This is a genomic window from Enterobacter cloacae complex sp. IR5402 (assembly GCF_049238125.1).
Classification (GTDB): Bacteria; Pseudomonadota; Gammaproteobacteria; order Enterobacterales; family Enterobacteriaceae; genus Enterobacter; species Enterobacter hormaechei_C.
Map to the genome: position 1 here is coordinate 118,931 of NZ_JBMKHO010000002.1, position 22,683 is coordinate 141,613.

The following is a 22,683-nucleotide window of genomic DNA, read 5'->3' on the forward strand; positions in this document are numbered from 1 at the left end:
GCTTTACTCCTGTTTTGCAAGGGTGGTGTCGGTTTGCGTAACGCTGGCTATTTCCGCCGCGCGGTACTGTTTATCCAGGATACTCATGAAAGGCAGGTACAGCATGGCGCCAATCAGCAGGTTGATCAGCTGCATCACGCTGCCGCTCAGGTGCCCGGTGACGATAAAGCCGCTAATAACCGGCGGCAGCGTCCAGGGGATAAACACCCCGGTGGTGACGGCGACCGCACCAATTTTCATCGCCGCATACTGCACGGTGACCAGCACCAGCGGCACCAGATTGAACGGGATGAGCATGATTGGGTTCATGATCACCGGCAGGCCAAAGAGAATCGGTTCGTTGATGTTAAACACCGAGGCACCCGCACCGAGGCGCGCCACTTCGCGCATGTTTTTGCTGCGGGCGAAAATCAGCATCGCAATCACCAGCGACAGCGTGGCGCCCGCGCCGCCCATCCAGATCATGTCAAAAAACTGTTCGGTGATGATGTGCGGCGGCGTCGTTCCCGCCTGAATCGCGGCGATGTTGTCGGTCTGGTTCTCCATCCACAGCGGACGAATAATCCCGTTGATCATCGAACCTGAGTTAATGCCCACTGACCACAGAATGGTGATGCTGAATACGGTCATCAGCGCCCCGAAATAAGAGGTGCCGTAGTGGCGCACCGGGGTGGCAACCACTTCATAAATAAACTGGTGGATGGTGTGGTAGTGGGTGTTTTCAAAGATGATGCGGATAAGCAGCACCAGAATCATCACCAGCAGGGCCGGGATCAGGGCCGCGAACGACTCCTGCACCGCAGGAGGCACGCCGTCCGGCATTTTGATGACCAGCTTTTTGCGCTTCAGCCAGCAGAACAGTTCCGTCCACAGCAGGGAACCGATCATCGCCACGAACAGCCCTTTGCTGCCAATCCACTCCACCGGCATCACGGTAATGCCGCCGTTTTCCGCCACTTTGATAAAGGGCGTCAGGATCAGAAACGCGACCAGCGCCAGGATGCCGCAGGAGATGCGGTCCTCGCCATAATGCTCAGCCAGGCGGTAGGCCACCAGGAAGCTGATAAACAGCGACATGGTTGAGAACACCGCGTTAAACGGGATCTCTATAATCGCACTCCAGCTCTCACCAAAGGCCTGAGACATAAACTGCTGATAGGCCTGATTCGGGAAGGAGGAGATCACCAGCAGGATGGAGCCGACGATGATAAACGGCATGAATGAAACGTAGGCCCCACGAATGGCCCCAAGATGACGCTGCTGGGCCGTTTTCGCCGCCAGCGGCATCAGTTTTGCTTCAAGAAATCCCAGAACATTGTTCATTGTGAACTCCGTACAAGATTGAGAGGTGTTGTTTATGTTATGTCTGTGGATTATCAGTGAAGCGCGGCGAGCGAAAGGTGAAATCGGTCACAAAGCATTCGCTGCTCTGATATAAATCTCATAAGATTAGTTGCGGAGAGAGACGCGATGGAAATCAAACTGCATGCCAACGCCACCACCACACCGCGTATCCGTCGTTATCTTCAGCAGTCAGATAAAAGCGACAGAGAGCTTGCCGTTGAGTTGGGTATCTCGGTCACCACCGTCAGGCGCTGGCGCAACCGCGACCAGGTTTCGGATAACCACACCACGCCAAAAGTGATACATAAAGCGTTGAGACAAGAGCAGGCAGCACTGATAAATGCTCTGCGTGATATCACCGGTGCACCGCTGGATGAACTGCTGCTGCTGGTGAATGACGGACTCGGGATCGCCGTTTCCCGCGCGACCCTGAACCGCTACCTCAAACCGGCTTCGGTAAGACAAAAGGGGGCGTCGTTGCAGGGCAAAAAGGCGCTGAAGGCCGGTATCATGCCGCAGAAGCTACTTCTGCATCATCAGCCGCTATCGCTGCATATGGACGACGGTGGGGAGCAACACCTGCTCTGGGCGCGTGAACCCGTTAGCGGCTGGTGCTACGCCCGGCTTTATGCCGGTGTCTCGCCGCAGTTGCTGACCCGCTGGACGAACGAGGTGCTGGCTGCCTGTCCGGCTGATATTCAATCTGTTGAGACTTTTGGGCTGGCAGTGAACTTGCCGGAGCATAACGTCACCGTAAAAGTGCATTCACAGTATTATCTCGCCCTTCAGGTCACCGTGCCGTTACGCGAAATCATTCCGCGGGTGAACAGTGAACCGGCGGGAGCGCTGTTGATCCAACTGTGTGAGTTTTACAACCGGGGAAAAGCGCAGAAAAAGCTGGGAGAGCGTACGCCGCAGGCGTTTCTGAAAGCGCTGCGGCGTAACGATTAGACGATCCCGAGTACGTCTTCCGGCGGACGGCCGATACGCGCCTTGCCGTTCGCCACCACAATCGGGCGCTCAATCAGCTTAGGATTGTCGACCATCGCCTGAATCAGCCGATCTTCAGTGAGACTGGTATCGTTCAGATTGAGCGACTTATACAGATCTTCTTTCTGACGCATCAGGTCGCGTGCGCTGCCCATGTTAAGCATCTTCAGCAGCTGGCGGATCGTCTGCGCATCCGGCGGCGTCTCCAGATACAACACCACTTCCGGATCGATGCCGTTAGACTTCAGCAGATTCAGCGTCTCGCGGCTCTTGGAGCAGCGAGGGTTATGGTAAATTTTTACCGCGTCTGTCATGACTTCTCCTTTATTACATCTTCTCGTACGGCTTAAAGCGTTGTTGCAGGCCGCGCAGCTGGTCGATTCGCGCATCGTAGCGGGCCTGTTGCAGGCTGCCAAGCTTCACCTGTGAGCTGGCGCTGCTCAACAGGGAAATGGCCTGATCGAGGCGACCCGCCAGCGCCAGGCCTTCCGCACGCGCGGCCAGCTCCTGATCGCGGTTACCCAGTTGCCCCTGGGCCTGGGCGAGCAGTTCCCAGCCGTTCTGGTCATCTTTATTGTTAAAGGTGTAGCGGTTCAGAATGGTCACCGCCTCGCCGGGCTGGCCGCCCTGTAGGTAGGCGTTCGCCAGGTTAAGCTGCAATACCGGATTGTTGCGAATGTCTTTCGCCCCTTTCAGACGATTGATCGCATCGGTCGCTTTTTTCTGCCCCAGATCGATATCGGTGGCGAGGTCAAGATACCACGGATTGTCAGGCGCCGACGCCAGCAGCGGCTGTAGTGCTTTACGCGCTTCATCGTACTTGCTGGCCTCCATCGCCTGGAGCGCCTGACCATACTGCGCCGCGTTCTTCTCGCGCACGTTGCCTTTCGCCAGCGCGTCCAGCAGATCGCTGGTGAGCTGATTACGACCGGAGTTGTACATGCCAAGCGTTCTCACTTTGGCCATGTAGAAATCCTGCGAAGACTGCACCACGACCGGACGCATCTGGTTGGCACGGTTACGGGCATCCGAGAGTCGGCTTTCCGGCAGCGGGTGGGTCAACAGAATTTCAGGCGGGCGCGACGAGTAGCGTGCCTGGTCGAGCAGTTTTTCCAGGAAGCTCGGCATGGCCTGCGGGTCAAAGCCGGAACGCTGTAAAACCTGAATGCCGATGCGGTCTGCTTCCTGCTCGTTCTGCTGGGTAAAGCTGATCATCCCCTGACGCGTCCCCGCCAGCGTCCCGGTAAGCGCCGCCATCCCGGCCTGCGGGCTGGCCATCGCCAGCAAAATGGAACCCAGCGCGCCCACCCAGGTCAGGGGGGCGTTACGCTTCTGATCTTCCATTGCACGCGCCAGATGGCGCTGGGTGACGTGCGAAATTTCGTGCGCCATGACGGACGCCAGCTGGCTTTCGTTATCGGAATAACGGAACAGCGCCGAATGCAGCACCACGTTCCCGCCAAAGAAGGCGAAGGCGTTGATTTCGTCGTTATTGATTAAATAGAAATGGAAGGGCGTTTTTACCGAGTCGGCGTGCGCCACCAGCCGCATCCCCAGACCGTTGATGTACTGCACCAGCAAAGGGTCGTTAATCAGCGGAGCACTGCCGCGTAGCTGGCGTACGTAATAATCACCCATCTGCATCTCCTGCCCGATGGAGAGCGTGCTTCCTGCCGTGGTGCCCATGTCCGGCAATGAATCGGACGAGTCAGCGAAAGCGGGCAACACCTGACCCACCGTCACGGCGGCAATCAGTGTCGCAACCAGTGTTTTTCTCAACTGCCTGAACATAACCACTGTCCTGTATTTTGGATGTGCTAATTTGACCGATGAACCCGCATAACGTTCATCTCCGCTGCTCTGCGAGTGTAGCCGTGTTAAGAGATGAAGAAAATCCCATTCATCAGGGTTTTGCGAAACCTGACAGTGAAACAAAAAGGAAAGTCTTTTTTGTGACAGTTAGATACAATTCACCGTCTCACTCCCGCCATTCGATTCAGGGAAGGGTTGTATGCTCGAAATGTTAATGCAGTGGTATCGGCGTCGGTTTAGCGACCCGGAAGCCATTGCTTTGCTGGTCATTCTGGTTGCCGGATTCGGTATCCTGTTCTTCTTTAGTGGCCTGCTGGCACCGCTACTGGTGGCGATTGTACTGGCGTATCTGTTGGAGTGGCCCACCGCGCGTCTGGAACATATCGGCTGTTCCCGCCGCTGGGCGACCAGCATTGTCCTGGTGCTGTTTGTCGGTATTCTGCTGCTGATGTCCTTCGTGGTGATGCCCATCGCCTGGCAACAGGGGATCTACCTGATCCGTGATATGCCCGGCATGCTGAATAAACTGTCTGATTTTGCCGCCACGCTGCCGCGCCGCTATCCTGCGCTGATGGACGCCGGGATTATCGATGCGATGGCCGAAAACATGCGCGCCCGCATCATGACCATGGGTGATTCGGTGGTGAAATACTCTCTGGCCTCGCTGGTGGGGTTGCTGACGCTGGCGGTTTACCTTGTTCTCGTGCCGCTAATGGTGTTTTTCCTGGTCAAAGATAAAGAGCAGATGCTGAACGCGGTGCGCCGCGTGCTGCCGCGCAATCGCGGTCTCGCCGGTCAGGTCTGGCAGGAGATGAACCAGCAGATCACCAACTACATTCGCGGCAAAGTGCTGGAGATGATTGTGGTGGGCGTGGCGACCTGGATTGGCTTCGTGATCTTCGGGCTGAACTACTCGTTGCTGCTGGCGGTGCTGGTCGGATTCTCGGTTCTGATCCCGTATATCGGCGCGTTTGTGGTGACCATTCCGGTTGTGGGGGTGGCGCTGTTCCAGTTTGGTCTGGGTACGGAGTTCTGGAGCTGTTTCGCCGTATACCTGATTATTCAGGGACTGGACGGAAATCTGCTGGTACCGGTGCTGTTCTCAGAAGCCGTTAACCTGCATCCGCTGGTGATTATCCTGTCAGTGGTGATTTTCGGCGGGCTGTGGGGATTCTGGGGGGTATTCTTCGCCATTCCGCTGGCGACGCTGATTAAAGCCGTGGTCCACGCGTGGCCGGATGTGCCGGCGGTGGAAGATAAGTAGATTTAGTGCGGGCTGATGACCTCACCCCAACCCTCTCCCACGGGGAGAGGGGGGCAAACACTAAAAACGGTAGCATGCGCTACCGTTTTGCATATACCTTGTAGGCCGGGTAAGCGCAGCGCCACCCGGCACTAAAATGATCACGCGTTCTCTTTCAGCCACTTCAACACCACGTCGTGGTGGTTGCTGGTTTTGAAATCATCAAACACGTGCTCAACTTTACCGTCAGCGCCAATCAGGAAGCTGATACGGTGAATACCGTCGTACGTTTTGCCCATAAAGGACTTCTCACCCCAGACGCCAAACTGCTCGCAAACCTGGTGGTCTTCATCGGAAAGCAGCGTGAAGTTCAGCAGCTCTTTTTCCGCAAAACGTGACAGCTTCTCTGGCTTATCGGTGCTGATGCCCAGCACTTCCACACCGACCTTTTTCAACTCATCCATGTTGTCGCGTAGACCGCAGGCCTGTACGGTACAGCCCGGGGTCATGGCTTTCGGGTAGAAATAGACCAGAACACGCTGTCCCTGGAAGTCGGTCAAATTTACTTGCTCGCCGTCTTGATCCGGTAAGCTAAATTTCGGTGCGATATCACCGGCTTTCAGTGGGTTCATTACTCAACTCCATCCTGTTCGTGCTGCGAATAATCGACGACGCTTATACTGCCTTGCGCGTGTAATTCTGTACAGAGGGCTTTGAACGCTTGCTCGATATTTGACGCATCCTGCGAGGCAGGGCTGTGTGCGGTAATTTGAATAAACAGCGTCGGGATTGCGTTTTCATCGCCCGGCTGCGTGCGGGAAACCAGTTCGGCAATGTTCATCTGATGGCTGTCAAACAGCGCCGTAAAACGTTCAATCAGATGAGGTGAATCAGGCACTTCAACCTGTACCCAGACCGTGGCAGGCAGAGCCGGACGCGGGCGCGCGGTGGTGCGCTTCATCACAATCAGTAAATCCAGCTCTGCGCCTTTCAGCGGCAGGGTAGATTCGATGAGGGTAATGGCATTCCATGTTCCGGAAAGCAGCATGATGAACGTGAACTCTTCGCCAAGCATAGCCAGCCGGCTGTCTTCGATGTTGCAGCCGCAGCTGCTCACGTGGCGAGTGATGGTATTCACGATACCCGGCCTGTCAGCACCCAGCGCAGTGATAACCAGGTAATGTTGTGATGAGGTTGTCAAACCTGTTCTTCCTTTGCGTGGTTAAGTCTTCCTAAGGAAAGCATAAAAAAAACATGCATACAACCGCCTGAGAGCCTCAGGTCGCTTGCTTTTATTACAGTTCCAAACGTAACATTGAGGCTCTTGTTCGCACAGAGGATGGCTCATGTTCACGGGAAGTATTGTCGCGCTTGTTACACCGATGGATGAAAAAGGTAATGTCTGCCGGTCAAGCATGAAGAAGCTCATTGATTACCATGTCGCCAATGGAACCTCGGCGATCGTTTCGGTAGGGACTACCGGTGAATCCGCTACGCTGAGCCACGAAGAGCACGGCGACGTTGTGATGCTGACCCTGGAACTGGCGGACGGGCGTATTCCGGTCATCGCGGGGACGGGCGCAAACGCAACCGCAGAAGCTATCAGTCTGACCCAACGTTTTAACGACAGCGGCATTGTCGGCTGTCTGACGGTGACCCCTTATTACAACCGTCCTACTCAGGAAGGTTTGTTCCAGCATTTCAAAGCCATCGCTGAACATACTGACTTGCCACAAATTCTGTATAATGTGCCGTCCCGTACCGGTTGCGATATGCTGCCGGAAACCGTTGGCCGTCTCTCGAAAGTAAAAAATATTATCGGGATTAAAGAGGCGACAGGGAACTTAAGCCGCGTTCATCAGATCAAAGAGCTGGTTTCAGACGACTTTATCCTGTTGAGCGGTGATGATGCGACCGCGCTGGACTTTATGCAGCTCGGTGGTAACGGCGTGATTTCCGTGACGGCGAACGTGGCGGCGCGCGATATGGCTGACATGTGCAAACTGGCCGCAGCCAGTCACTTTGATGAAGCTCGCGTGATTAATCAGCGTCTGATGCCGTTGCACAATAAATTATTTGTCGAACCCAATCCGATCCCAGTGAAATGGGCATGTAAGGAGTTGGGGCTTGTAGCAACCGACACGCTGCGTCTGCCAATGACACCGATTACCGACCACGGTCGTGAAATTGTCGCTGGCGCGCTGAAGCATGCCGGTTTGCTGTAAAGTTTAGGGAGATTTGATGGCTTATTCAGTACAGAAGTCGCGCCTGGCGAAGGTTGCGGGTGTTTCGCTTGTTATGCTCCTCGCTGCCTGTAGTTCAGACTCGCGCTACAAGCGCCAGGTGAGCGGTGATGAATCCTATCTGGATGCGCCGCCGCTTGCTGAACTTCACGCGCCTGCCGGCATGATCCTGCCGATCCAGAACGGTGATTATAATATTCCGGTTACCAACGGCAGCGGCCTGGTGGGTAAAGCGCTCGATATTCGTCCGCCAGCTCAGCCTCTGGCGCTCGTGAGCGGCGCGCGCACGCAGTTCACCGGTGATACAGCTTCTCTGCTGGTGGAAAGCGCACGCGGTACAACGCTGTGGCCGCAGGTTGTAAGCGTCATTCAGTCGAAAAACTATACGATTGATAAACGCGACGACGCCAGCCAAGCTTTAACCACCGACTGGATTGAGTGGAACCGTCTCGATGAAGACCAGCAGTACCGTGGTCGTTATCAAGTCTCCGTTAAGCCGCAGGGTTATCAGCAGGCGGTTACCGTTAAGCTGTTGAATCTTGAGCAGGCAGGTAAACCGGTTGCCGATCCGTCCGCCATGCAGCGCTACAGCACTGAAATGCTGAACGTGATTGCAGCGGGTCTGGATAAGAACGCTACCGATGCCGCAAACGCCGCGCAGAACCGTAACGGCTCAACCTTTGACGTGCAGAGCGGTGCAGACGATACCGGTCTGCCGATGCTGGTGGTGCGTGCGCCGTTTAACCAGACCTGGCAGCGTCTGCCAGCAACGCTTGAAAAAGTGGGCATGAAGGTGACTGACAGCACCCGTTCAACGGGCAGTATCACAGCGACCTATAAGCCGCTGTCTGATAGCGCCTGGCAGGAGTTGGGGGCAAGCGATCCACAGCTGCCTTCCGGTGACTACAAAATCCAGGTCGGCGACCTCGATAACCGCAGCAGCCTGCAATTTATCGATCCGAAAGGACACACGCTGACCCAGGCGCAGAACGATGCGCTGGTCGCTGCCTTCCAGGCCGCATTCAGCAAATAATAGTGAGGGCTGGTTATTCCAGCCCTTTTTATTTTCGTGCTACGCAAACGTGTGCGTGGCATAATATGGCCAGTTTTGAATACAAATCATCACACCAGGAGTAATGAAGATGCAGAAGCAAGCTGAGTTGTATCGTGGCAAAGCGAAAACCGTATACAGCACGGAAAACCCGGATCTGTTGGTGCTCGAATTCCGCAATGATACGTCAGCAGGAGACGGCGCACGCATTGAGCAGTTCGATCGTAAGGGCATGGTGAACAACAAGTTCAACCACTTCATTATGACCAAACTGGCCGAAGCCGGTATCCCGACTCAGATGGAAGCGTTGTTGTCCGATACGGAATGTCTGGTAAAAAAACTGGATATGGTGCCGGTTGAGTGCGTGATCCGTAACCGTGCCGCAGGCTCCCTGGTGAAGCGTCTGGGCATCGAAGAAGGTATCGAACTGAATCCACCGCTGTTCGATCTGTTCCTGAAAAACGACGCCATGCATGACCCGATGGTCAACGAATCCTACTGTGAAACCTTCGGCTGGGTAAGCAAAGAGAACCTGGCGCGCATGCAGGAACTGACCTACAAAGCCAACGACGTGCTGAAAAAGCTGTTTGATGACGCGGGCCTGATCCTGGTCGACTTCAAGCTGGAGTTCGGTCTGTACAAAGGCGAAGTGGTGCTGGGCGACGAATTCTCTCCGGACGGCAGCCGCCTGTGGGACAAAGAGACGCTGGATAAAATGGACAAAGACCGTTTCCGCCAGAGTCTGGGTGGCGTGGTCGAAGCGTACGAAGCGGTTGCTCACCGTTTAGGCGTTAAGCTCGACTAAACTGCGCATTTGCCAAAGGATGTGGGCATCCTTTGGCGTCTTATCCTTGTTTACTATGGTAATCCTTTCATTAACCGCCTACGATCATAGCTATTATAAATGGAATAGTTCGAGGTGTTTATGCGCTGGCAAGGGCGTCGTGAAAGTGACAACGTAGAAGACAGACGCAGCAGTGGTGGCGGTGGTCCGTCTATGGGCGGGCCAGGTTTCCGGTTACCCAGCGGCAAGGGCGGCATTATTCTGCTGGTCGTCGTGCTGGTGGCGGGCTACTACGGTGTCGACCTGACCGGTTTGATGACCGGTGAAACCGGGCAACAGCAGCAGTATTCTCAGCGCTCCATCAGCCCGAATGAAGATGAAGCGGCGAAATTTACTTCCGTTATTCTCGCGACGACCGAAGATACCTGGGGTCAGCAGTTCGAGAAAATGGGGCGGACTTATCAGCCGCCAAAACTGGTGATGTACCGGGGCGCAACCCGCACCGGCTGTGGCACCGGGCAGTCCGTTATGGGGCCGTTCTACTGCCCGGCGGACAGCACCGTCTATATCGATCTCTCCTTCTATGACGACATGAAAAGCAAGCTGGGCGCCGACGGCGATTTTGCCCAGGGCTACGTGATCGCGCATGAAGTCGGCCACCATGTGCAGAAGCTCCTCGGCATTGAGCCTAAAGTGCGTCAGATGCAGCAGAATGCGTCTCAGGCGGAGGTGAATCGTCTTTCCGTACGCATGGAGCTTCAGGCCGACTGCTTCGCTGGCGTCTGGGGACACAGCATGCAGCAGCAGGGCGTGCTGGAAACAGGCGATCTGGAAGAGGCCCTGAATGCCGCACAGGCGATTGGTGACGATCGCTTGCAGCAGCAGAGCCAGGGGCGCGTTGTGCCGGACAGCTTTACCCATGGCACCTCAGAGCAGCGCTACAGCTGGTTTAAGCGTGGCTTCGACAGCGGCAACCCGTCGCAGTGTAATACCTTCGGCAAAGCTATGTGATGTTGGGGTTTGAACAGCTGGTTAACCAGCTTCAGCGTACCGGGCACCGCCGGCTGGTGGTGCTCAGCGGCGATGAAGCGTGGACGTTGAGCCAGGCGACCCATCTGCGCGATACGTTACCAGGAGACTGGCTGTGGCTGGAGGAAAACCCCTCTAAGGCCATCAGCGGCCTGCTGGGACGTGAATACCTGCACGCCGTTTTTGACGCGCGAGACGGGTTTGACGTCTCGGCCTTCGCCGCCCTCAGCGGGACCCTGCGCGCCGGAAGCCTTCTGGTGCTGCTGGTGCCGCCGTTCTCCGTCTGGGCCGACAGGCCCGACAGGGATTCTCTGCGCTGGAGCGACAGCGCAGAGCCGATCGCCACCCCGCACTTTGTTCACCACTTTTGCCGGATGCTTGCCGCCGATTCAGATGCCATCGTCTGGCATCAACATCGTCCTCTGTGCCTTCCCGTTGCGCCAGATTTACCCGCCTGGCAGCCCGCCAGCGGTGAACCGCAGCGCGAGCAGGCTGAAATCCTCGACGCTCTTCTGACCATGCCTGCGGGCGTGGCCGCCGTGACGGCGCCGCGCGGACGGGGAAAGTCCGCCCTGGCGGGCATGTTGCTGAGCGGCATTCAGGGGAGTGCAGTAGTGACGGCACCGGCAAAAGGGGCGACGGATGTCATCGCGCGTTTCGCCGGGGAACATTTTCACTTTATGGCCCCGGATGCGCTGCTGGCCTCCACCACAGAAGCTGACTGGCTGATTGTCGATGAGGCAGCCGCCATCCCCGGCCCGCTGCTGGAGAAGCTGGTGTCGCGCTTTCCCCGCGTGTTGCTGACCACCACGGTGCAGGGTTATGAAGGCACGGGCAGGGGATTCCTGCTGAAGTTCTGCGCCCGGTTCAGCGGGCTGCGGCGTTATACCTTATCCACGCCAGTTCGCTGGGCTGCCGGATGCCCCCTTGAGCGGATAGTGGCGAACGCGCTGCTGTTCGACGATGCGCTTATCGATCGCAAACCGGCAGGGGAGGTACGTTTAACGTCGCTGGAGCCCGGGATATGGGAGAACGATCCGGCGCGCGGGGCAGGCGTGTATGAACTGCTGTGTGCCGCGCACTACCGAACGTCCCCCCTCGATTTACGCCGGATGATGGACGCCCCCGGCCAGCACTTTGCTGTTGCTCAGGCGGGCGCGGAGATCGCGGGCGCGCTCTGGCTGGTGGAGGAGGGGGGATTACCCCCTGAACTTAGCCGCGCAGTATGGGCGGGGTTTCGTCGGCCGCGTGGAAATCTGGTGGCGCAGTCGCTGGCGGCGCACGGCGGTTCGCCGCTCGCGGCGACGCTGAAAGGCCGACGCGTCAGCCGCATTGCGGTTCATCCCCATCGCCAGCGGGAAGGCATCGGCCAGCGGCTGATCCGCAGTGCCAGCGGAGAAGATTATCTCTCGGTCAGCTTTGGCTATACCGACGAGCTGTGGCGTTTCTGGCGGCAGTGCGGGTTTGTGCTGGTGCGGATGGGCAGCCACCGGGAAGCCAGCAGCGGGTGCTATACGGCGATGGCGTTGCTGCCGCTGAGCGAGGCGGGGCATCAGCTCTGCGAACAGGCGCATCAGCGTTTATGTCGTGATATGCGCGTCCTGTCGGCCTGGAATGGCGAAAAGATCCCGGTGACGGATGCATGGGAAGCTACCCTTAATAGTGATGACTGGCTGGAGCTGGCGGGGTTTGCCTTTGCTCACCGGGCGTTTTCAACCTCGGTTGCGGCGCTAACGCGATTGGTGTTAGCCGTGGACATCCCACTCCCGGCGCTGCGCGGGAAAATGGAAGGGAATACGCACGATTTCGGGCGCAAAGCGTTGCTGGCGAAGCTACGCGAGGAAACCGCACGCGCGCTTGAAAGGCTTGATTACTCCCGTAGCCAGCAGCTGAAAGCCGACATTTTGCAATGGCAATTTTTTCAATGACTTCTTCAGTAAAGTGGCATGGTCATTACCCCGCAGAGGCGTAAAATCCTGCTTATCAATTAAGGAGATCGCCATGAAACATGACCATTTTGTTGTGCAAAGCCCGGATACGCCTGCTAAACAGCTCTTGCTTCTGTTTCATGGCGTGGGCGACAATGCCGTCAATATGGGACAGATTGGCAGCTGGTTTGCACCCGTTTTCCCACACGCGCTGATCGTCAGCATCGGCGGCGTGGAGCCGTGCGGTCCGGACGGTCGGCAGTGGTTTTCCGTCGAGGGCGTGACGGAGGAGAATCGTCAGGCGCGTATTGATGCCGTTATGCCAGCCTTTATCGATACCGTGCGTTACTGGCAGCAGCAGAGCGGCGTAGGCGCCGACGCAACGGCGCTGATTGGCTTCTCTCAGGGTTCAATCATGTCGCTGGAAAGCGTAAAAGCGCAGCCCGGACTGGTGTCCCGCGTGATTGCCTTTAACGGGCGTTTTGCGACGTTACCGCAAAGCGCGACCACGCAGACCACGATCCATCTCATTCATGGGGGTGAAGACCGGGTAATTGAGCTTTCGCATGCAGTAGCCGCCCAGGAGACGCTGATGCGCGAGGGCGGAGATGTGACGCTGGATATCGTAGACGATCTGGGGCATGCCATTGACGATCGCAGCATGCAGTTCGCGCTCGATCATCTGCGTTATACCGTACCGAAGCACTACTTTGATGAAGCGCTCAGCGGCGCGAAGCCGAATGACGATGATATCGTCGAGTTTATTTAAACATTTCCCCTCACCCTAACCCTCTCCCCAAAGGGAGAGGGAACAAAACCCCCCTCGTCCCTCTGGGGAGAGGGGCCGGGGGTGAGGGGTGTGTACAATTACTTCTTCTGGTCCTTCTTCGGCCAGTCGTCTTCATCGTCCCACTTGTCGTTAAAATCACGGTGCGGCGGAAGATCCGGTTTGTTGGCAAGGAACTTTTTGTGGTCAACGCGCTTGAGATCTTTAATCACGTTAAGCAGCACGCCTACCAGAAATACCAACACCAGAATCCACCAGTACTTTGAAAGCCAGTCCATTCGCTAATCCTCTTTAAGCACCCGTCAGGCGACGAGTTGCTCCATAATACGTTGATACATGCGGGCCAGCAGTTGTAAATCGGCAGCGTTCACGCATTCATTGATTTTGTGAATCGTCGCGTTAACCGGACCCAGTTCGACAACCTGTGCGCCCATGCGGGCGATAAAGCGTCCGTCAGACGTGCCGCCCGTTGTCAGCAGTTGTGGCTTAATTTCATTATAGTGCGCAATGGCGTTCACTACCGCATCCACCAGTTTACCGCGCTGCGTCAGGAACGGCTGGCCAGACAGCCACCAGTCGAGGGTATAACGCAGCTGATATTTCTCGAGCAGCGCAATCACTCGCGCTTTGATCATCTCGTCAGTCAGTTCGGTGCTGAAGCGGAAGTTAAACTGGACGAAGAGATCGCCGGGAATGACGTTGTTGCTGCCGGTGCCAGCCTTGATGTTGGCTATCTGCATGCTGGTTGGCGGGAAAAATTCATTGCCTTTATCCCATTCAATGCTCACCAGTTCGTTCAGCATCGGCGCGGCGCGGTGTACCGGGTTATCCGCCAGGTGCGGATAGGCAACGTGGCCCTGCACGCCATGAATAGTCAAATTGCAGGTCAGGGATCCACGGCGGCCATTTTTCACCACATCGCCCACCACTTCGGTGCTGGACGGTTCGCCCACCAGACAGTAGTCCAGACGTTCATTGCGCGCCATCAGCGCCTCAACGACCTTCACGGTGCCGTTGTGGGCGCTGGCTTCTTCATCGGAGGTAATCAAAAACGCAAGACGGTTTTTATGGTTCGGATGCTGGGCGACGAAACGCTCTGCCGCCACGACCATCGCAGCCAGGGAACCTTTCATGTCCGCAGCGCCGCGTCCGAAAAGCATGCCGTCTCGAATGGTCGGCTCAAAAGGCGGGTTGATCCAGCGGTCTGCGTCGCCCGCGGGAACTACGTCAGTATGTCCGGCAAACGCCAGCGTCTCCCCCTGACCGCGCCATGCCCAGAAGTTCTGCGTATCGCCAAAATCCATGTGCTCCACGGTAAAACCGATGGCACGCAGGCGCTCAATCATTAATGCCTGACAACCTGCGTCGTCCGGGCTAAGGGAAGGACGGCGAATAAGCTGCTGAGTCAGCTCAATGACCGGGCATGACATAGACTACACCTCAACGAATAAATCTGAATAAAGGGTTTCACTGAAACCCAGCAGCATAGGCTGACCTGGCTTGCAGAGCAATGGGCGTTTGATGATTGCCGGCATTTCAAGCATCAATTTGGCTGCGCTGTCGGCGTCGTTGATCGTGGCCCGGAGAGATTCATCCAGTTTTCGCCAGGTGGTCCCGCGGGTATTCAGCAGCGCTTCCCATCCCAGTTCGTTGATGGCGGAATGGAGAAACGCGGGGTCAAGCCCGTCGGCACGGTAATCGTGGAAGCGATTGTCGATGTTGTGTGCTTCCAGCCAGCGGCGGGCTTTTTTAATCGTGTCGCAATTCTTAATGCCGTACATCACAACCATAGTGAATCCTTTTGTTCTTTTGTGGATTTAATGTTCAATATTTTCGAAGATATATCCTTAAGTGGAATATAACACATTCGGAATTTTTCGGGATTTACAATTCTCCATAATTCAACGAACAGCTGTAAGCTGAATAGTCTTTCATCTTTTAAGCATAGTTGTCCACCCTGTTTAAATTGCCAATAAACTCAGGGGGAAATTAAAAATGCTGTCATTTTTCCGACTATTTCAAAATATTGCTGTAGGTCACATAAAATTTACCCGGCAACGCTCATAGTGATCCTAAACCTACCAGTACAGCGGGGCTCAATCACAGCAATCGGTTAAAGTGGCTTCACAATGATGATACGTTTTCGTAGAATGCGCATAATAATAAGAGAGGTTGTTATGATTGAACGTGAACTGGGGAACTGGAAAGATTTTATCGAAGGCATGCTTCGTAAATGAATTTCCGGTAAGAAATGCAAGAGCACTTAATTAACTAAAATAACCATAGTGTGAAAGAATCACACAATAAAAAGGCGGCCTGTAAAGCCGCCTTTTTTATTTCAACGGGTTATTCCGGCTTATCCTTCAGCGGGAAACGACGACGTATCAGCACAAAGAACAGCGGTACGAAATAGATAGCCAGTATCGTCGCGGATATCATTCCCCCCATAACGCCCGTACCCACTGCGTGCTGGCTGCTGGAGCCTGCGCCGGAGCTGGTGGCCATCGGCAGGACGCCAAATACAAACGCCAGAGAGGTCATCAGGATCGGACGCAGGCGCTGACGACAGGCGTGCAGCGTGGCGGCCATCAGTTCGTGACCTTTGGCATTCATCTCATTGGCAAATTCGACGATCAGAATGGCGTTTTTTGCCGACAATCCGATCACGGTGAGGAGTCCGACCTGGAAATAGACATCATTTTCCAGGCCGCGCATCCAGGTTGCCAGCAGCGCGCCGATGACCCCGAGAGGCACCACCAGCATCACCGAGAACGGCACTGACCAGCTTTCATACAGCGCCGCCAGGCAGAGGAATACCACCAGCAGCGAAAGAGCATACAGGGCAGGCGCCTGAGCGCCGGAAAGCCGTTCCTGGTAAGACATCGCCGTCCACTCCAGGCCAAAGCCGGTCGGTAACTGCTGAACCAGTTTTTCCATAATGTCCATTGCGGTACCGGTACTGACGCCCGGCGCGGCTTCACCGACAATCTCCAGCGCCGAATAGCCGTTGTAACGCTCCAGACGCGGCGAACCGGTCTCCCAGCGTGACGTCGCAAACGCCGAGAACGGCACCATGCCGCCGGTGTTATTGCGCACATACCAGCGGTTGATATCGTCCGGCAGCATGCGGTATTTGGCGGCAGACTGAACGTAGACCTTCTTCACGCGGCCGCGATCCATAAAGTCATTTACGTAGCTTGAGCCCCATGCCGTTTGCAGGGTGTCGTTAATGTCGTCGATGGAGACGCCCAGCGCCTGCGCTTTACGCTGGTCAATATCCACCTGTAGCTGAGGGCTGTCATCCAGACCGTTATGACGAACGCGGGTAAGCTGCGGATCTTTCCCGGCCAGCTCGAGCAGTTTATCGCGAGCAGCCATCAACGCGTCATGCCCGGCACCCGCGTGATCCTGAAGCTCCATATCAAACCCGGCTGAGCTGCCCAGGCCGCTGATGGCGGGCGGGCTGCTGGCGAAAACGCGCGCTTCCTTGATTTTGTTGAACGCTTTGGTTGCACGCTCAATGATGGCAAAGGAGGAGCCGGTATCGCTGTCGCGCTGGTCCCAGTCTTTCAGGCGCACAAACATACGCGCCACGTTCTGCCCGTTACCGCCGGGGCCAGAGCCGACGGTGGAGAAGACGGAGACCACGTTATCTTTCTCCTGAGTATGGAAGTAGTTCTCAACCTTCTGCACCACTTTCAGGGTCTGCTGCTGGGTCGAGCCGCTCGGTAACTGTACGGAGGTAATAAACATGCCGCGATCTTCCAGCGGCAGGAACGAGGTTGGCAGCCGCAGGAACAGGAACACCATGCCGCCGAGCAGCAGGACATAAACCACCATCCAGCGCACGCTGCGGTGCAGTACTTTACCCACGCCCGCTTCATAGCGCGCCGCATTGCGGTTAAACATGCGGTTAAACCAGCCGAAGAAGCCTTTTTGACCGTGGTGTTCGCCCTTATGCAGCGGTTTGAGCAGCGTCGCGCACAGGGCAGGGGTAAGGATCATTGCCACGAGTACGGAGAGCACCATTGCAGAGACGATGGTGATCGAGAACTGGCGATAAATCGCGCCCGTGGTGCCGCCAAAAAATGCCATCGGGATAAATACCGCCGACAGCACCATGGCGATACCGACCAGCGCGCCCTGAATTTGTCCCATCGATTTGCGCGTGGCCTCGCGGGGCGAAAGCCCTTCCTCGCTCATAATGCGCTCGACGTTTTCCACCACCACGATGGCATCATCCACCAGCAGGCCGATGGCCAGCACCATGGCGAACATGGTCAGGGTGTTGATGCTGTAACCGAAGGCATACAGCACCGCAAAGGTTCCCAGCAGCACCACCGGCACCGCAATGGTGGGGATCAGCGTGGCGCGGAAGTTTTGCAGGAACAGGTACATCACGAGGAACACCAGCGCGATAGCTTCGAGCAGGGTTTTCACCACATCTTCGATGGAGGCTTTTACGAATGAGGTGGTTTCGTAGGCGACTTTGTACTCCAGTCCGTGCGGGAAGTAATGCGACAGTTCATCCAGACGCTCTAACACCCGCTGCGCGGTCGCCATTTCGTTGGCGCCGGAGGCCAGTTTTACCCCCAGTCCGGACGCGGCATTGCCGTTAAAGCGACTCAGGTAGTCATATTTTTCCGCCCCCATTTCCACGGTGGCGACATCCCCCAGACGCACTTCCGAACCGTCCTGATTCACGCGCAGAGTAATATTGCGGAACTGGTCAGGTGTCTGGAGCAGCGACTGGGAGTTGATGGTGGCGTTAAGCGCCTGGTTGTCCACGGACGGCGTACCGCCGAGCTGCCCCACGGCAATCTGGGCGTTCTGCGATTCGATAGCGTCGGTGACATCTTTAGCGGTCATCTGCACGCTGTTCAGCTTGTTGGGATCCAGCCAGATACGCATGGAGTACTGCGAGCCGTAGGCGTCGATATCACCCACGCCGTTGATACGGCTGAGCGGGTCCTGAATATTACTGGCGACGTAGTCCGCGATGTCCTGCTTATCCATCGAGCCATCGGTTGAAACAAACGCGATGGTCAAAATATTGGTGTCACCGGTTTTACGCACGGTCACCCCCTGGTTCTGCACCGCCTGAGGCAGTTTACGCAGGGCCGATTGCAGCTGGTTTTGCACCTGCTGCACCGCTTCATCCGGATCCGTGCCCGCCGTAAAGCTCAGGGTTACCGTCGCCTGGCCCGTGGCACTGCTCTGCGAGGACATGTACATCAGGTTATCAAGACCCGTCATGTTCTGCTCGATAACCTGCGTGACGGTATTTTCCAGCGTCTGTGCCGAGGCGCCAGGATAGTTCGCCGTGATACGCACGTTGGGGGGCGCGAGGTCGGGGTATTGCTCAACAGGAAGGGAAGTAATCGCCAGGACACCCGTCAGACACAACAGGATTGCAAGCACCCAGGCAAAAATGGGGCGATCGATGAAAAAATTCGCCATTAAAGTGTGACCTCGTTTTGCTGCACGTCATTATTGTTTATTGCCCGCCTAACTTTAGCGGTAAGGCCCAGGTCAAACGTGGAGAAATAAAGAAGATAATGTAAATTATCATGCGCTTTTTTCAGCGCGCCTTCTTTCCCACTATTTTTCAGCCTGCGCCGCAGGCGTCCGGAACGTTACGCTGACCTGTGTCCCACCCTGTGGCGGCTGAGAAAAGTGTAATGTCCCGCCGAGCCGTCCCGCGCGTTCGCGCATGATATTCAGCCCGTAATGCCCCGGCGGTTCACTGGCGTCGCCGATACCAATACCGTTGTCGCGGATCGTGACCGTGTGAGTGCCGTCCGCGGTGGTGACGCAGCTGACCACAATCTCGCTCGCGTCGGCATGTTTAATCGCATTCAGCACTGCCTCACGCACAATCTGTAAGAGGTGCACCTGTTTTTGCGCGTCCAGCGCCAGCGATGAGAGACGGCAGTCGAGCACCAACTTCGCGCTGGTCTGGCTTTGCAACCCGTCAAGAGACTCCTGTAGCGCGGCAGGAAGATTGGCGTGATTGAGCGTCAGGCGGAAGGTGGTGAGCAGCTCGCGTAGCTGATGCCAGGCGTTATTCAGCTCGCGGGAGAAGTCCGTAATGATGGCCTGCGCCGGGGCATTGTCGCCCGGCACGGCATGCTTCAGCAGCGTAAGCTGAATACGCAAATAGGAGAGCACCTGCGCCAGCGAATCATGCAACTCGCGCGCGATGGTGGCGCGCTCTTCCATCAGCAGCAACTGCTGATAATGTTTCTGCGCCTGATTGAAATAGAGCCCCCGGCCCAGCATCGTCGCCACGCTTTCCATGAGCGGCAGCGGAACATCCCCGGTCGCGCTTTGCCAGCGCAGTTCGCCGTACAGGGTGTCCTGCATTAATACCGGTAAATTGTGCATTTTCTCGCCCGGGGACTCCTGTCCTTCGTAAAGCTGCCAGTCGTCACTGGTGCGCAATTGCAGGTAATTCATCTGCGTATAGTCATGCACAATCTGCAAAATATGCCGGAAGCAGTGGCTGTCTATCTGCCCGGTATTCAACGCCTGTGAGCATTTGAACAGCATTTCGAGCTGCTGATGCGCTTCATTCAGGTGGCGGGTTTTTTCAGCAACGGAGTGCTCCAGGGAACGGTACAGGGTGTGTAATTCCGCCGACATATGGTTGAAGGCGCGGGAAAGCTGGCCCAGCTCGTTGGGAAGCATAATATCCGGCGCGGGGGTATCGAACTGCCCCTGTTCGATACGCTCGCTCGCTGCCACCAGCTTATTCAGCGGCAGCACAACCTGACGGCGGATGCGCCGCAGGGTCATCACCGCCAGCAGCAGGATGCCCAGGCCGCCCGTCAGCGACATGAAAATCACCAGCTGTATCTTATGTTCGGTGTAGTGCTGTAGCGCCAGCACAAAGGCATCTATCCGGCCCACGAAATCCTCTATGTGGCTCTGATACCACCCGGTATCGCCGCTGGCGATACGCGTGTCCATCTCCTGCCAGCCAAGGTGCAACTGCTGGTAACGCTGTTTGACGTCCTCTGGCACATACCAGCGGTTTAGCTTCTGCAACGCAGGCGCGCTCAGCGTTTTCTGCCAGACCGCGCGGTGCCCTGCCAGCGACGGGCTGGCGCGCTGCATTTCGTAGCCCAGGCGGTAGCTCTGCATGCGCAGCGATCCGGCGATGTTAATCGCCTCGGCGTCGCGCTGGCTGCTGGCGAGTGTAACCAGCGCAATGGCGCTGATCAGAACGGACAAGACAATCATCGAAAAGAAAGCCCGAGCCAGGCTTCCCGATACGGGGCGTTTAACGGTCACTCATCGGCTTCCTGAATTAAATTGATCTGCCACAGGTTCACTGGAAATAGTTCGCCTTCCAGGGCATTTGAACATTGCGTCGCCATGCCACTGTGGGTAAATACGATAACAATAGAAAGAATAAGGTTATTGAACCAAAAACAGGTGTTGTTATGAATCGTTTTATTATGGCCAACGCTCAACAGTGTATCGGTTGTCGCACCTGCGAAGTTGCCTGTGTGATGGCGCACAACGGGGAGCAGCACGCGCTGAGCGAGCGCCATTTTCATCCCCGCATTACGGTCCTTACCTCAGGCTTGCGAAAAAGCCCCGTGACCTGCCACCACTGTGAAAACGCGCCCTGCGCGCAAAGCTGCCCGAACGGAGCCATCACGCAACACAGCGACAGCGTACAGGTCAATCAACAAAAATGCATTGGCTGTAAAGCCTGCGTGGTGGCCTGTCCGTTTGGCACGATGGACATGCTGATCGCCCCGCTGGAAAACGACAGCGTAAAGGCCTCGGCGCACAAATGCGACCTCTGCCTGGAAAGGCCGCAAGGCCCGGCCTGCGTTGAAAACTGCCCGGCAGAGGTGCTTACGCTCGCCACCCCAGCCGTGCTGGATAAGCTGGTTAAACAGCGCCGACAGCGCAGCGCAAGGCTGGACGCGCTGCCGTGGCACAGCGAGGCGGTTCAGTCAGTCCCTCCGCAAACCAAACGGCAACAGATGCAAAACACCCCGGCGCGCGGTGAGCCGGATAAGCTCAGCCCCGACGCGCGCGCCGGCCATTTTAACGAGATCTACTTGCCGTTTCGCCCGGAACAGGCGCAGCGCGAAGCATCCCGGTGCCTGAAATGTGGCGACCACAGCATTTGCGAGTGGACCTGCCCGCTGCATAACCATATTCCGCAGTGGATTGAGCGGATCGGGGCGGGGGATATCGTCGGTGCGGCTGAGCTTTCTCACCAGACTAACTGTTTACCGGAAATTACCGGCCGCGTCTGTCCACAGGATCGATTATGTGAAGGCGCCTGCACCCTGCGGGATGCGTCAGGGGCGGTAACCATCGGGAATATCGAACGGTATATCTCGGATCGGGCGCTGGCGATGGGCTGGACGCCGGACGTCAGCCACGTTAAACCGGTCGGTAAGCGCGTCGCCATCATCGGTGCCGGTCCGGCAGGGCTGGCCTGCGCCGACGTACTGGTGCGCAGCGGCGTCGGTGTGACGGTCTACGATCGCCATCCGGAAATCGGCGGATTGCTGACCTTTGGTATTCCGGCCTTCAAGCTGGATAAATCCCTGTTAGCGCGGCGCAGAGAGATATTCAGCGCGATGGGCATCCGCTTCGAGCTGAACTGCGAGGTGGGAAAAGACGTATCGATGGCCCAACTGCAAAACGACTACGATGCCCTGTTCATCGGCGTAGGGACCTATCGTTCCATGAAAGCGGGTATCCCTCACGAAGACGCGCCGGGCGTGTACGACGCGCTGCCGTTTTTAGTGGCGAACACGCGGAACGTGATGGGCCTTGACCCTGCCGCAGACGAGCCGTTTATCGACACGCAGGGGTTAAACGTGGTGGTGCTGGGCGGGGGCGATACGGCGATGGACTGCGTGCGCACCGCGCTGCGACATGGCGCGGCGAAAGTCACCTGCGCCTATCGGCGGGACGAGGCCAACATGCCGGGCTCAAAGAAAGAGGTTAAAAACGCGAAAGAAGAGGGCGCGGCCTTTGAATTTAATGTCCAGCCGGTTGAGCTCACGCTGGATACCGACGGAAAGGTCAACGGTATCCGGATGCTGCGCACCCGTCTGGGCGAGCCGGATGCGCAGGGGCGGCGGCGTCCTGTCCCGGTGGCGGGCAGTGAGTTTGTCATGCCAGCGGATGCGGTGATCATGGCGTTTGGGTTTAATCCGCACGCCATGCCGTGGCTTCAGGCGCAGGGCGTCGACACCGACGACTGGGGGCGCATCAGGGCCTCCGTGGAGAGCCGTTATCGCTACCAGACCTCGAATCCGCAGATTTTTGCTGGCGGTGATGCGGTACGCGGTGCAGATCTGGTGGTCACCGCGATGGCGGAAGGGCGCCATGCCGCGCAGGGGATCATGGACTGGCTTGGCGTGCCGCCGCGCAACATGCATTAACTCAGACGGGCGACAAAGCGGGCTTCACAGCGTAGTATAAACAGACT

General features: G+C 56.7%; 20 protein-coding genes. 10 read left to right on the forward strand and 10 right to left on the reverse strand.

All coding sequences use genetic code 11. From position 1 onward, the window contains the following. Nucleotides 1–3: 3 nt before the first annotated feature. On the reverse strand, nucleotides 4–1,323 hold the full coding sequence (gene celB, locus ACOTXL_RS03840; protein WP_045349814.1) for a PTS cellobiose transporter subunit IIC: 1,320 nt from the start codon (nucleotides 1,321–1,323) through the stop codon (nucleotides 4–6). Nucleotides 1,324–1,470: 147 nt separating this feature from the next. Between celB and ACOTXL_RS03845 the strand changes: the two genes are divergently transcribed. Then, a complete protein-coding gene (locus tag ACOTXL_RS03845) occupies nucleotides 1,471–2,295 on the forward strand; it encodes a homeodomain-like domain protein (protein ID WP_045345535.1) in 825 nt (274 codons plus the stop codon). On the opposite strand, the gene arsC is transcribed toward ACOTXL_RS03845, so the two are convergent. Together arsC and bepA are read right to left on the reverse strand one after the other, a co-directional pair. Then, a complete protein-coding gene (gene arsC / locus ACOTXL_RS03850; RefSeq protein ID WP_003860549.1) occupies nucleotides 2,292–2,648 on the reverse strand; it encodes an arsenate reductase (glutaredoxin) in 357 nt (118 codons plus the stop codon). The genes ACOTXL_RS03845 and arsC overlap by 4 nt on opposite strands. Nucleotides 2,649–2,661: 13 nt before the next feature. Further along, the gene (bepA, locus tag ACOTXL_RS03855) at nucleotides 2,662–4,125 is read right to left on the reverse strand and encodes a beta-barrel assembly-enhancing protease (protein ID WP_003860547.1); all 1,464 of its coding nucleotides are present in this window, start codon (nucleotides 4,123–4,125) and stop codon (nucleotides 2,662–2,664) included. 220 nt (nucleotides 4,126–4,345) lie between these two features. On the opposite strand from bepA, the gene ACOTXL_RS03860 reads away from it, so the two are divergent. After that, complete coding sequence (locus ACOTXL_RS03860; RefSeq protein WP_023314631.1) at nucleotides 4,346–5,410, forward strand: AI-2E family transporter; 1,065 nt, start codon at nucleotides 4,346–4,348, stop codon at nucleotides 5,408–5,410. A gap of 140 nt (nucleotides 5,411–5,550) precedes the next feature. Here ACOTXL_RS03860 and bcp read toward each other — a convergent pair whose 3' ends face one another. Together bcp and ACOTXL_RS03870 are read right to left on the reverse strand one after the other, a co-directional pair. Continuing rightward, nucleotides 5,551–6,021 carry a thioredoxin-dependent thiol peroxidase gene (gene bcp, locus ACOTXL_RS03865; protein ID WP_023314630.1) on the reverse strand — a complete coding sequence of 157 codons (471 nt, stop codon included), beginning with the start codon at nucleotides 6,019–6,021 and terminating at the stop codon, nucleotides 5,551–5,553. After that, nucleotides 6,021–6,590 carry a glycine cleavage system transcriptional repressor gene (locus ACOTXL_RS03870; protein WP_000213743.1) on the reverse strand — a complete coding sequence of 190 codons (570 nt, stop codon included), beginning with the start codon at nucleotides 6,588–6,590 and terminating at the stop codon, nucleotides 6,021–6,023. The genes bcp and ACOTXL_RS03870 overlap by 1 nt, the downstream gene beginning before the upstream one ends. A 145-nt stretch (nucleotides 6,591–6,735) precedes the next feature. Between ACOTXL_RS03870 and dapA the strand changes: the two genes are divergently transcribed. The 6 genes from dapA (at nucleotide 6,736) to ypfH (ending at nucleotide 13,193) form a co-directional block, all read left to right on the forward strand. Continuing rightward, nucleotides 6,736–7,614, forward strand: coding sequence for a 4-hydroxy-tetrahydrodipicolinate synthase (gene dapA, locus ACOTXL_RS03875; protein WP_045349815.1), 879 nt, complete (start codon nucleotides 6,736–6,738; stop codon nucleotides 7,612–7,614). A gap of 16 nt (nucleotides 7,615–7,630) precedes the next feature. Continuing rightward, complete coding sequence (bamC, locus tag ACOTXL_RS03880; RefSeq protein ID WP_003860539.1) at nucleotides 7,631–8,665, forward strand: outer membrane protein assembly factor BamC; 1,035 nt, start codon at nucleotides 7,631–7,633, stop codon at nucleotides 8,663–8,665. Nucleotides 8,666–8,774: 109 nt separating this feature from the next. Then, nucleotides 8,775–9,488 carry a phosphoribosylaminoimidazolesuccinocarboxamide synthase gene (gene purC / locus ACOTXL_RS03885; RefSeq protein WP_001171626.1) on the forward strand — a complete coding sequence of 238 codons (714 nt, stop codon included), beginning with the start codon at nucleotides 8,775–8,777 and terminating at the stop codon, nucleotides 9,486–9,488. Between the two features lie 120 nt (nucleotides 9,489–9,608). Continuing rightward, complete coding sequence (locus ACOTXL_RS03890; RefSeq protein WP_001303362.1) at nucleotides 9,609–10,478, forward strand: neutral zinc metallopeptidase; 870 nt, start codon at nucleotides 9,609–9,611, stop codon at nucleotides 10,476–10,478. Further along, the gene (locus tag ACOTXL_RS03895; protein WP_023314629.1) at nucleotides 10,478–12,424 is read left to right on the forward strand and encodes a tRNA(Met) cytidine acetyltransferase TmcA; all 1,947 of its coding nucleotides are present in this window, start codon (nucleotides 10,478–10,480) and stop codon (nucleotides 12,422–12,424) included. The genes ACOTXL_RS03890 and ACOTXL_RS03895 overlap by 1 nt, the downstream gene beginning before the upstream one ends. 73 nt (nucleotides 12,425–12,497) lie before the next feature. Further along, nucleotides 12,498–13,193 (forward strand): esterase, encoded by a 696-nt coding sequence (gene ypfH, locus ACOTXL_RS03900; RefSeq protein ID WP_023314628.1) that lies wholly within the window; start codon nucleotides 12,498–12,500, stop codon nucleotides 13,191–13,193. Nucleotides 13,194–13,291: 98 nt separating this feature from the next. On the opposite strand, the gene ACOTXL_RS03905 is transcribed toward ypfH, so the two are convergent. From ACOTXL_RS03905 to ACOTXL_RS03915, 3 genes are read right to left on the reverse strand one after another with little or no spacing between them, the layout of a single operon-like run. Continuing rightward, nucleotides 13,292–13,489: a YpfN family protein gene (locus tag ACOTXL_RS03905; protein WP_000383991.1), complete on the reverse strand. Its 198-nt coding sequence runs from the start codon at nucleotides 13,487–13,489 to the stop codon at nucleotides 13,292–13,294. 24 nt (nucleotides 13,490–13,513) lie between these two features. Then, on the reverse strand, nucleotides 13,514–14,641 hold the full coding sequence (gene dapE, locus ACOTXL_RS03910) for a succinyl-diaminopimelate desuccinylase (protein ID WP_003863566.1): 1,128 nt from the start codon (nucleotides 14,639–14,641) through the stop codon (nucleotides 13,514–13,516). Nucleotides 14,642–14,644: 3 nt separating this feature from the next. Further along, entirely contained in the window at nucleotides 14,645–15,001 is a 357-nt protein-coding gene (locus ACOTXL_RS03915) for an ArsC family reductase (RefSeq protein ID WP_045349817.1), read from the reverse strand. 387 nt (nucleotides 15,002–15,388) lie between these two features. Here ACOTXL_RS03915 and ypfM point away from each other — a divergent pair, with 387 nt between their 5' ends. Then, nucleotides 15,389–15,448 (forward strand): protein YpfM, encoded by a 60-nt coding sequence (gene ypfM / locus ACOTXL_RS03920; RefSeq protein ID WP_015572204.1) that lies wholly within the window; start codon nucleotides 15,389–15,391, stop codon nucleotides 15,446–15,448. Between the two features lie 109 nt (nucleotides 15,449–15,557). Here the strand turns inward: ypfM and acrD are convergent, their stop codons facing one another. After that, a complete protein-coding gene (gene acrD / locus ACOTXL_RS03925; protein ID WP_003863561.1) occupies nucleotides 15,558–18,671 on the reverse strand; it encodes a multidrug efflux RND transporter permease AcrD in 3,114 nt (1,037 codons plus the stop codon). Between the two features lie 141 nt (nucleotides 18,672–18,812). After that, the gene (gene narQ, locus ACOTXL_RS03930) at nucleotides 18,813–20,507 is read right to left on the reverse strand and encodes a nitrate/nitrite two-component system sensor histidine kinase NarQ (RefSeq protein ID WP_045349819.1); all 1,695 of its coding nucleotides are present in this window, start codon (nucleotides 20,505–20,507) and stop codon (nucleotides 18,813–18,815) included. A gap of 152 nt (nucleotides 20,508–20,659) precedes the next feature. Between narQ and aegA the strand changes: the two genes are divergently transcribed. After that, complete coding sequence (gene aegA, locus ACOTXL_RS03935) at nucleotides 20,660–22,636, forward strand: formate-dependent uric acid utilization protein AegA (RefSeq protein WP_059370730.1); 1,977 nt, start codon at nucleotides 20,660–20,662, stop codon at nucleotides 22,634–22,636. Nucleotides 22,637–22,683 lie beyond the last annotated feature (47 nt).

Coding starts and splice junctions, on each gene's coding strand:
- celB (WP_045349814.1), bottom strand. CDS start 1,323: ATGAACAATGTTCTGGGATTTCTTGAAGCAAAACTGATGCCGCTGGCG.
- ACOTXL_RS03845 (WP_045345535.1), top strand. CDS start 1,471: ATGGAAATCAAACTGCATGCCAACGCCACCACCACACCGCGTATCCGT.
- arsC (WP_003860549.1), bottom strand. CDS start 2,648: ATGACAGACGCGGTAAAAATTTACCATAACCCTCGCTGCTCCAAGAGC.
- bepA (WP_003860547.1), bottom strand. CDS start 4,125: ATGTTCAGGCAGTTGAGAAAAACACTGGTTGCGACACTGATTGCCGCC.
- ACOTXL_RS03860 (WP_023314631.1), top strand. CDS start 4,346: ATGCTCGAAATGTTAATGCAGTGGTATCGGCGTCGGTTTAGCGACCCG.
- bcp (WP_023314630.1), bottom strand. CDS start 6,021: ATGAACCCACTGAAAGCCGGTGATATCGCACCGAAATTTAGCTTACCG.
- dapA (WP_045349815.1), top strand. CDS start 6,736: ATGTTCACGGGAAGTATTGTCGCGCTTGTTACACCGATGGATGAAAAA.
- bamC (WP_003860539.1), top strand. CDS start 7,631: ATGGCTTATTCAGTACAGAAGTCGCGCCTGGCGAAGGTTGCGGGTGTT.
- purC (WP_001171626.1), top strand. CDS start 8,775: ATGCAGAAGCAAGCTGAGTTGTATCGTGGCAAAGCGAAAACCGTATAC.
- ACOTXL_RS03890 (WP_001303362.1), top strand. CDS start 9,609: ATGCGCTGGCAAGGGCGTCGTGAAAGTGACAACGTAGAAGACAGACGC.
- ACOTXL_RS03895 (WP_023314629.1), top strand. CDS start 10,478: ATGTTGGGGTTTGAACAGCTGGTTAACCAGCTTCAGCGTACCGGGCAC.
- ypfH (WP_023314628.1), top strand. CDS start 12,498: ATGAAACATGACCATTTTGTTGTGCAAAGCCCGGATACGCCTGCTAAA.
- ACOTXL_RS03905 (WP_000383991.1), bottom strand. CDS start 13,489: ATGGACTGGCTTTCAAAGTACTGGTGGATTCTGGTGTTGGTATTTCTG.
- dapE (WP_003863566.1), bottom strand. CDS start 14,641: ATGTCATGCCCGGTCATTGAGCTGACTCAGCAGCTTATTCGCCGTCCT.
- ACOTXL_RS03915 (WP_045349817.1), bottom strand. CDS start 15,001: ATGGTTGTGATGTACGGCATTAAGAATTGCGACACGATTAAAAAAGCC.
- acrD (WP_003863561.1), bottom strand. CDS start 18,671: ATGGCGAATTTTTTCATCGATCGCCCCATTTTTGCCTGGGTGCTTGCA.
- aegA (WP_059370730.1), top strand. CDS start 20,660: ATGAATCGTTTTATTATGGCCAACGCTCAACAGTGTATCGGTTGTCGC.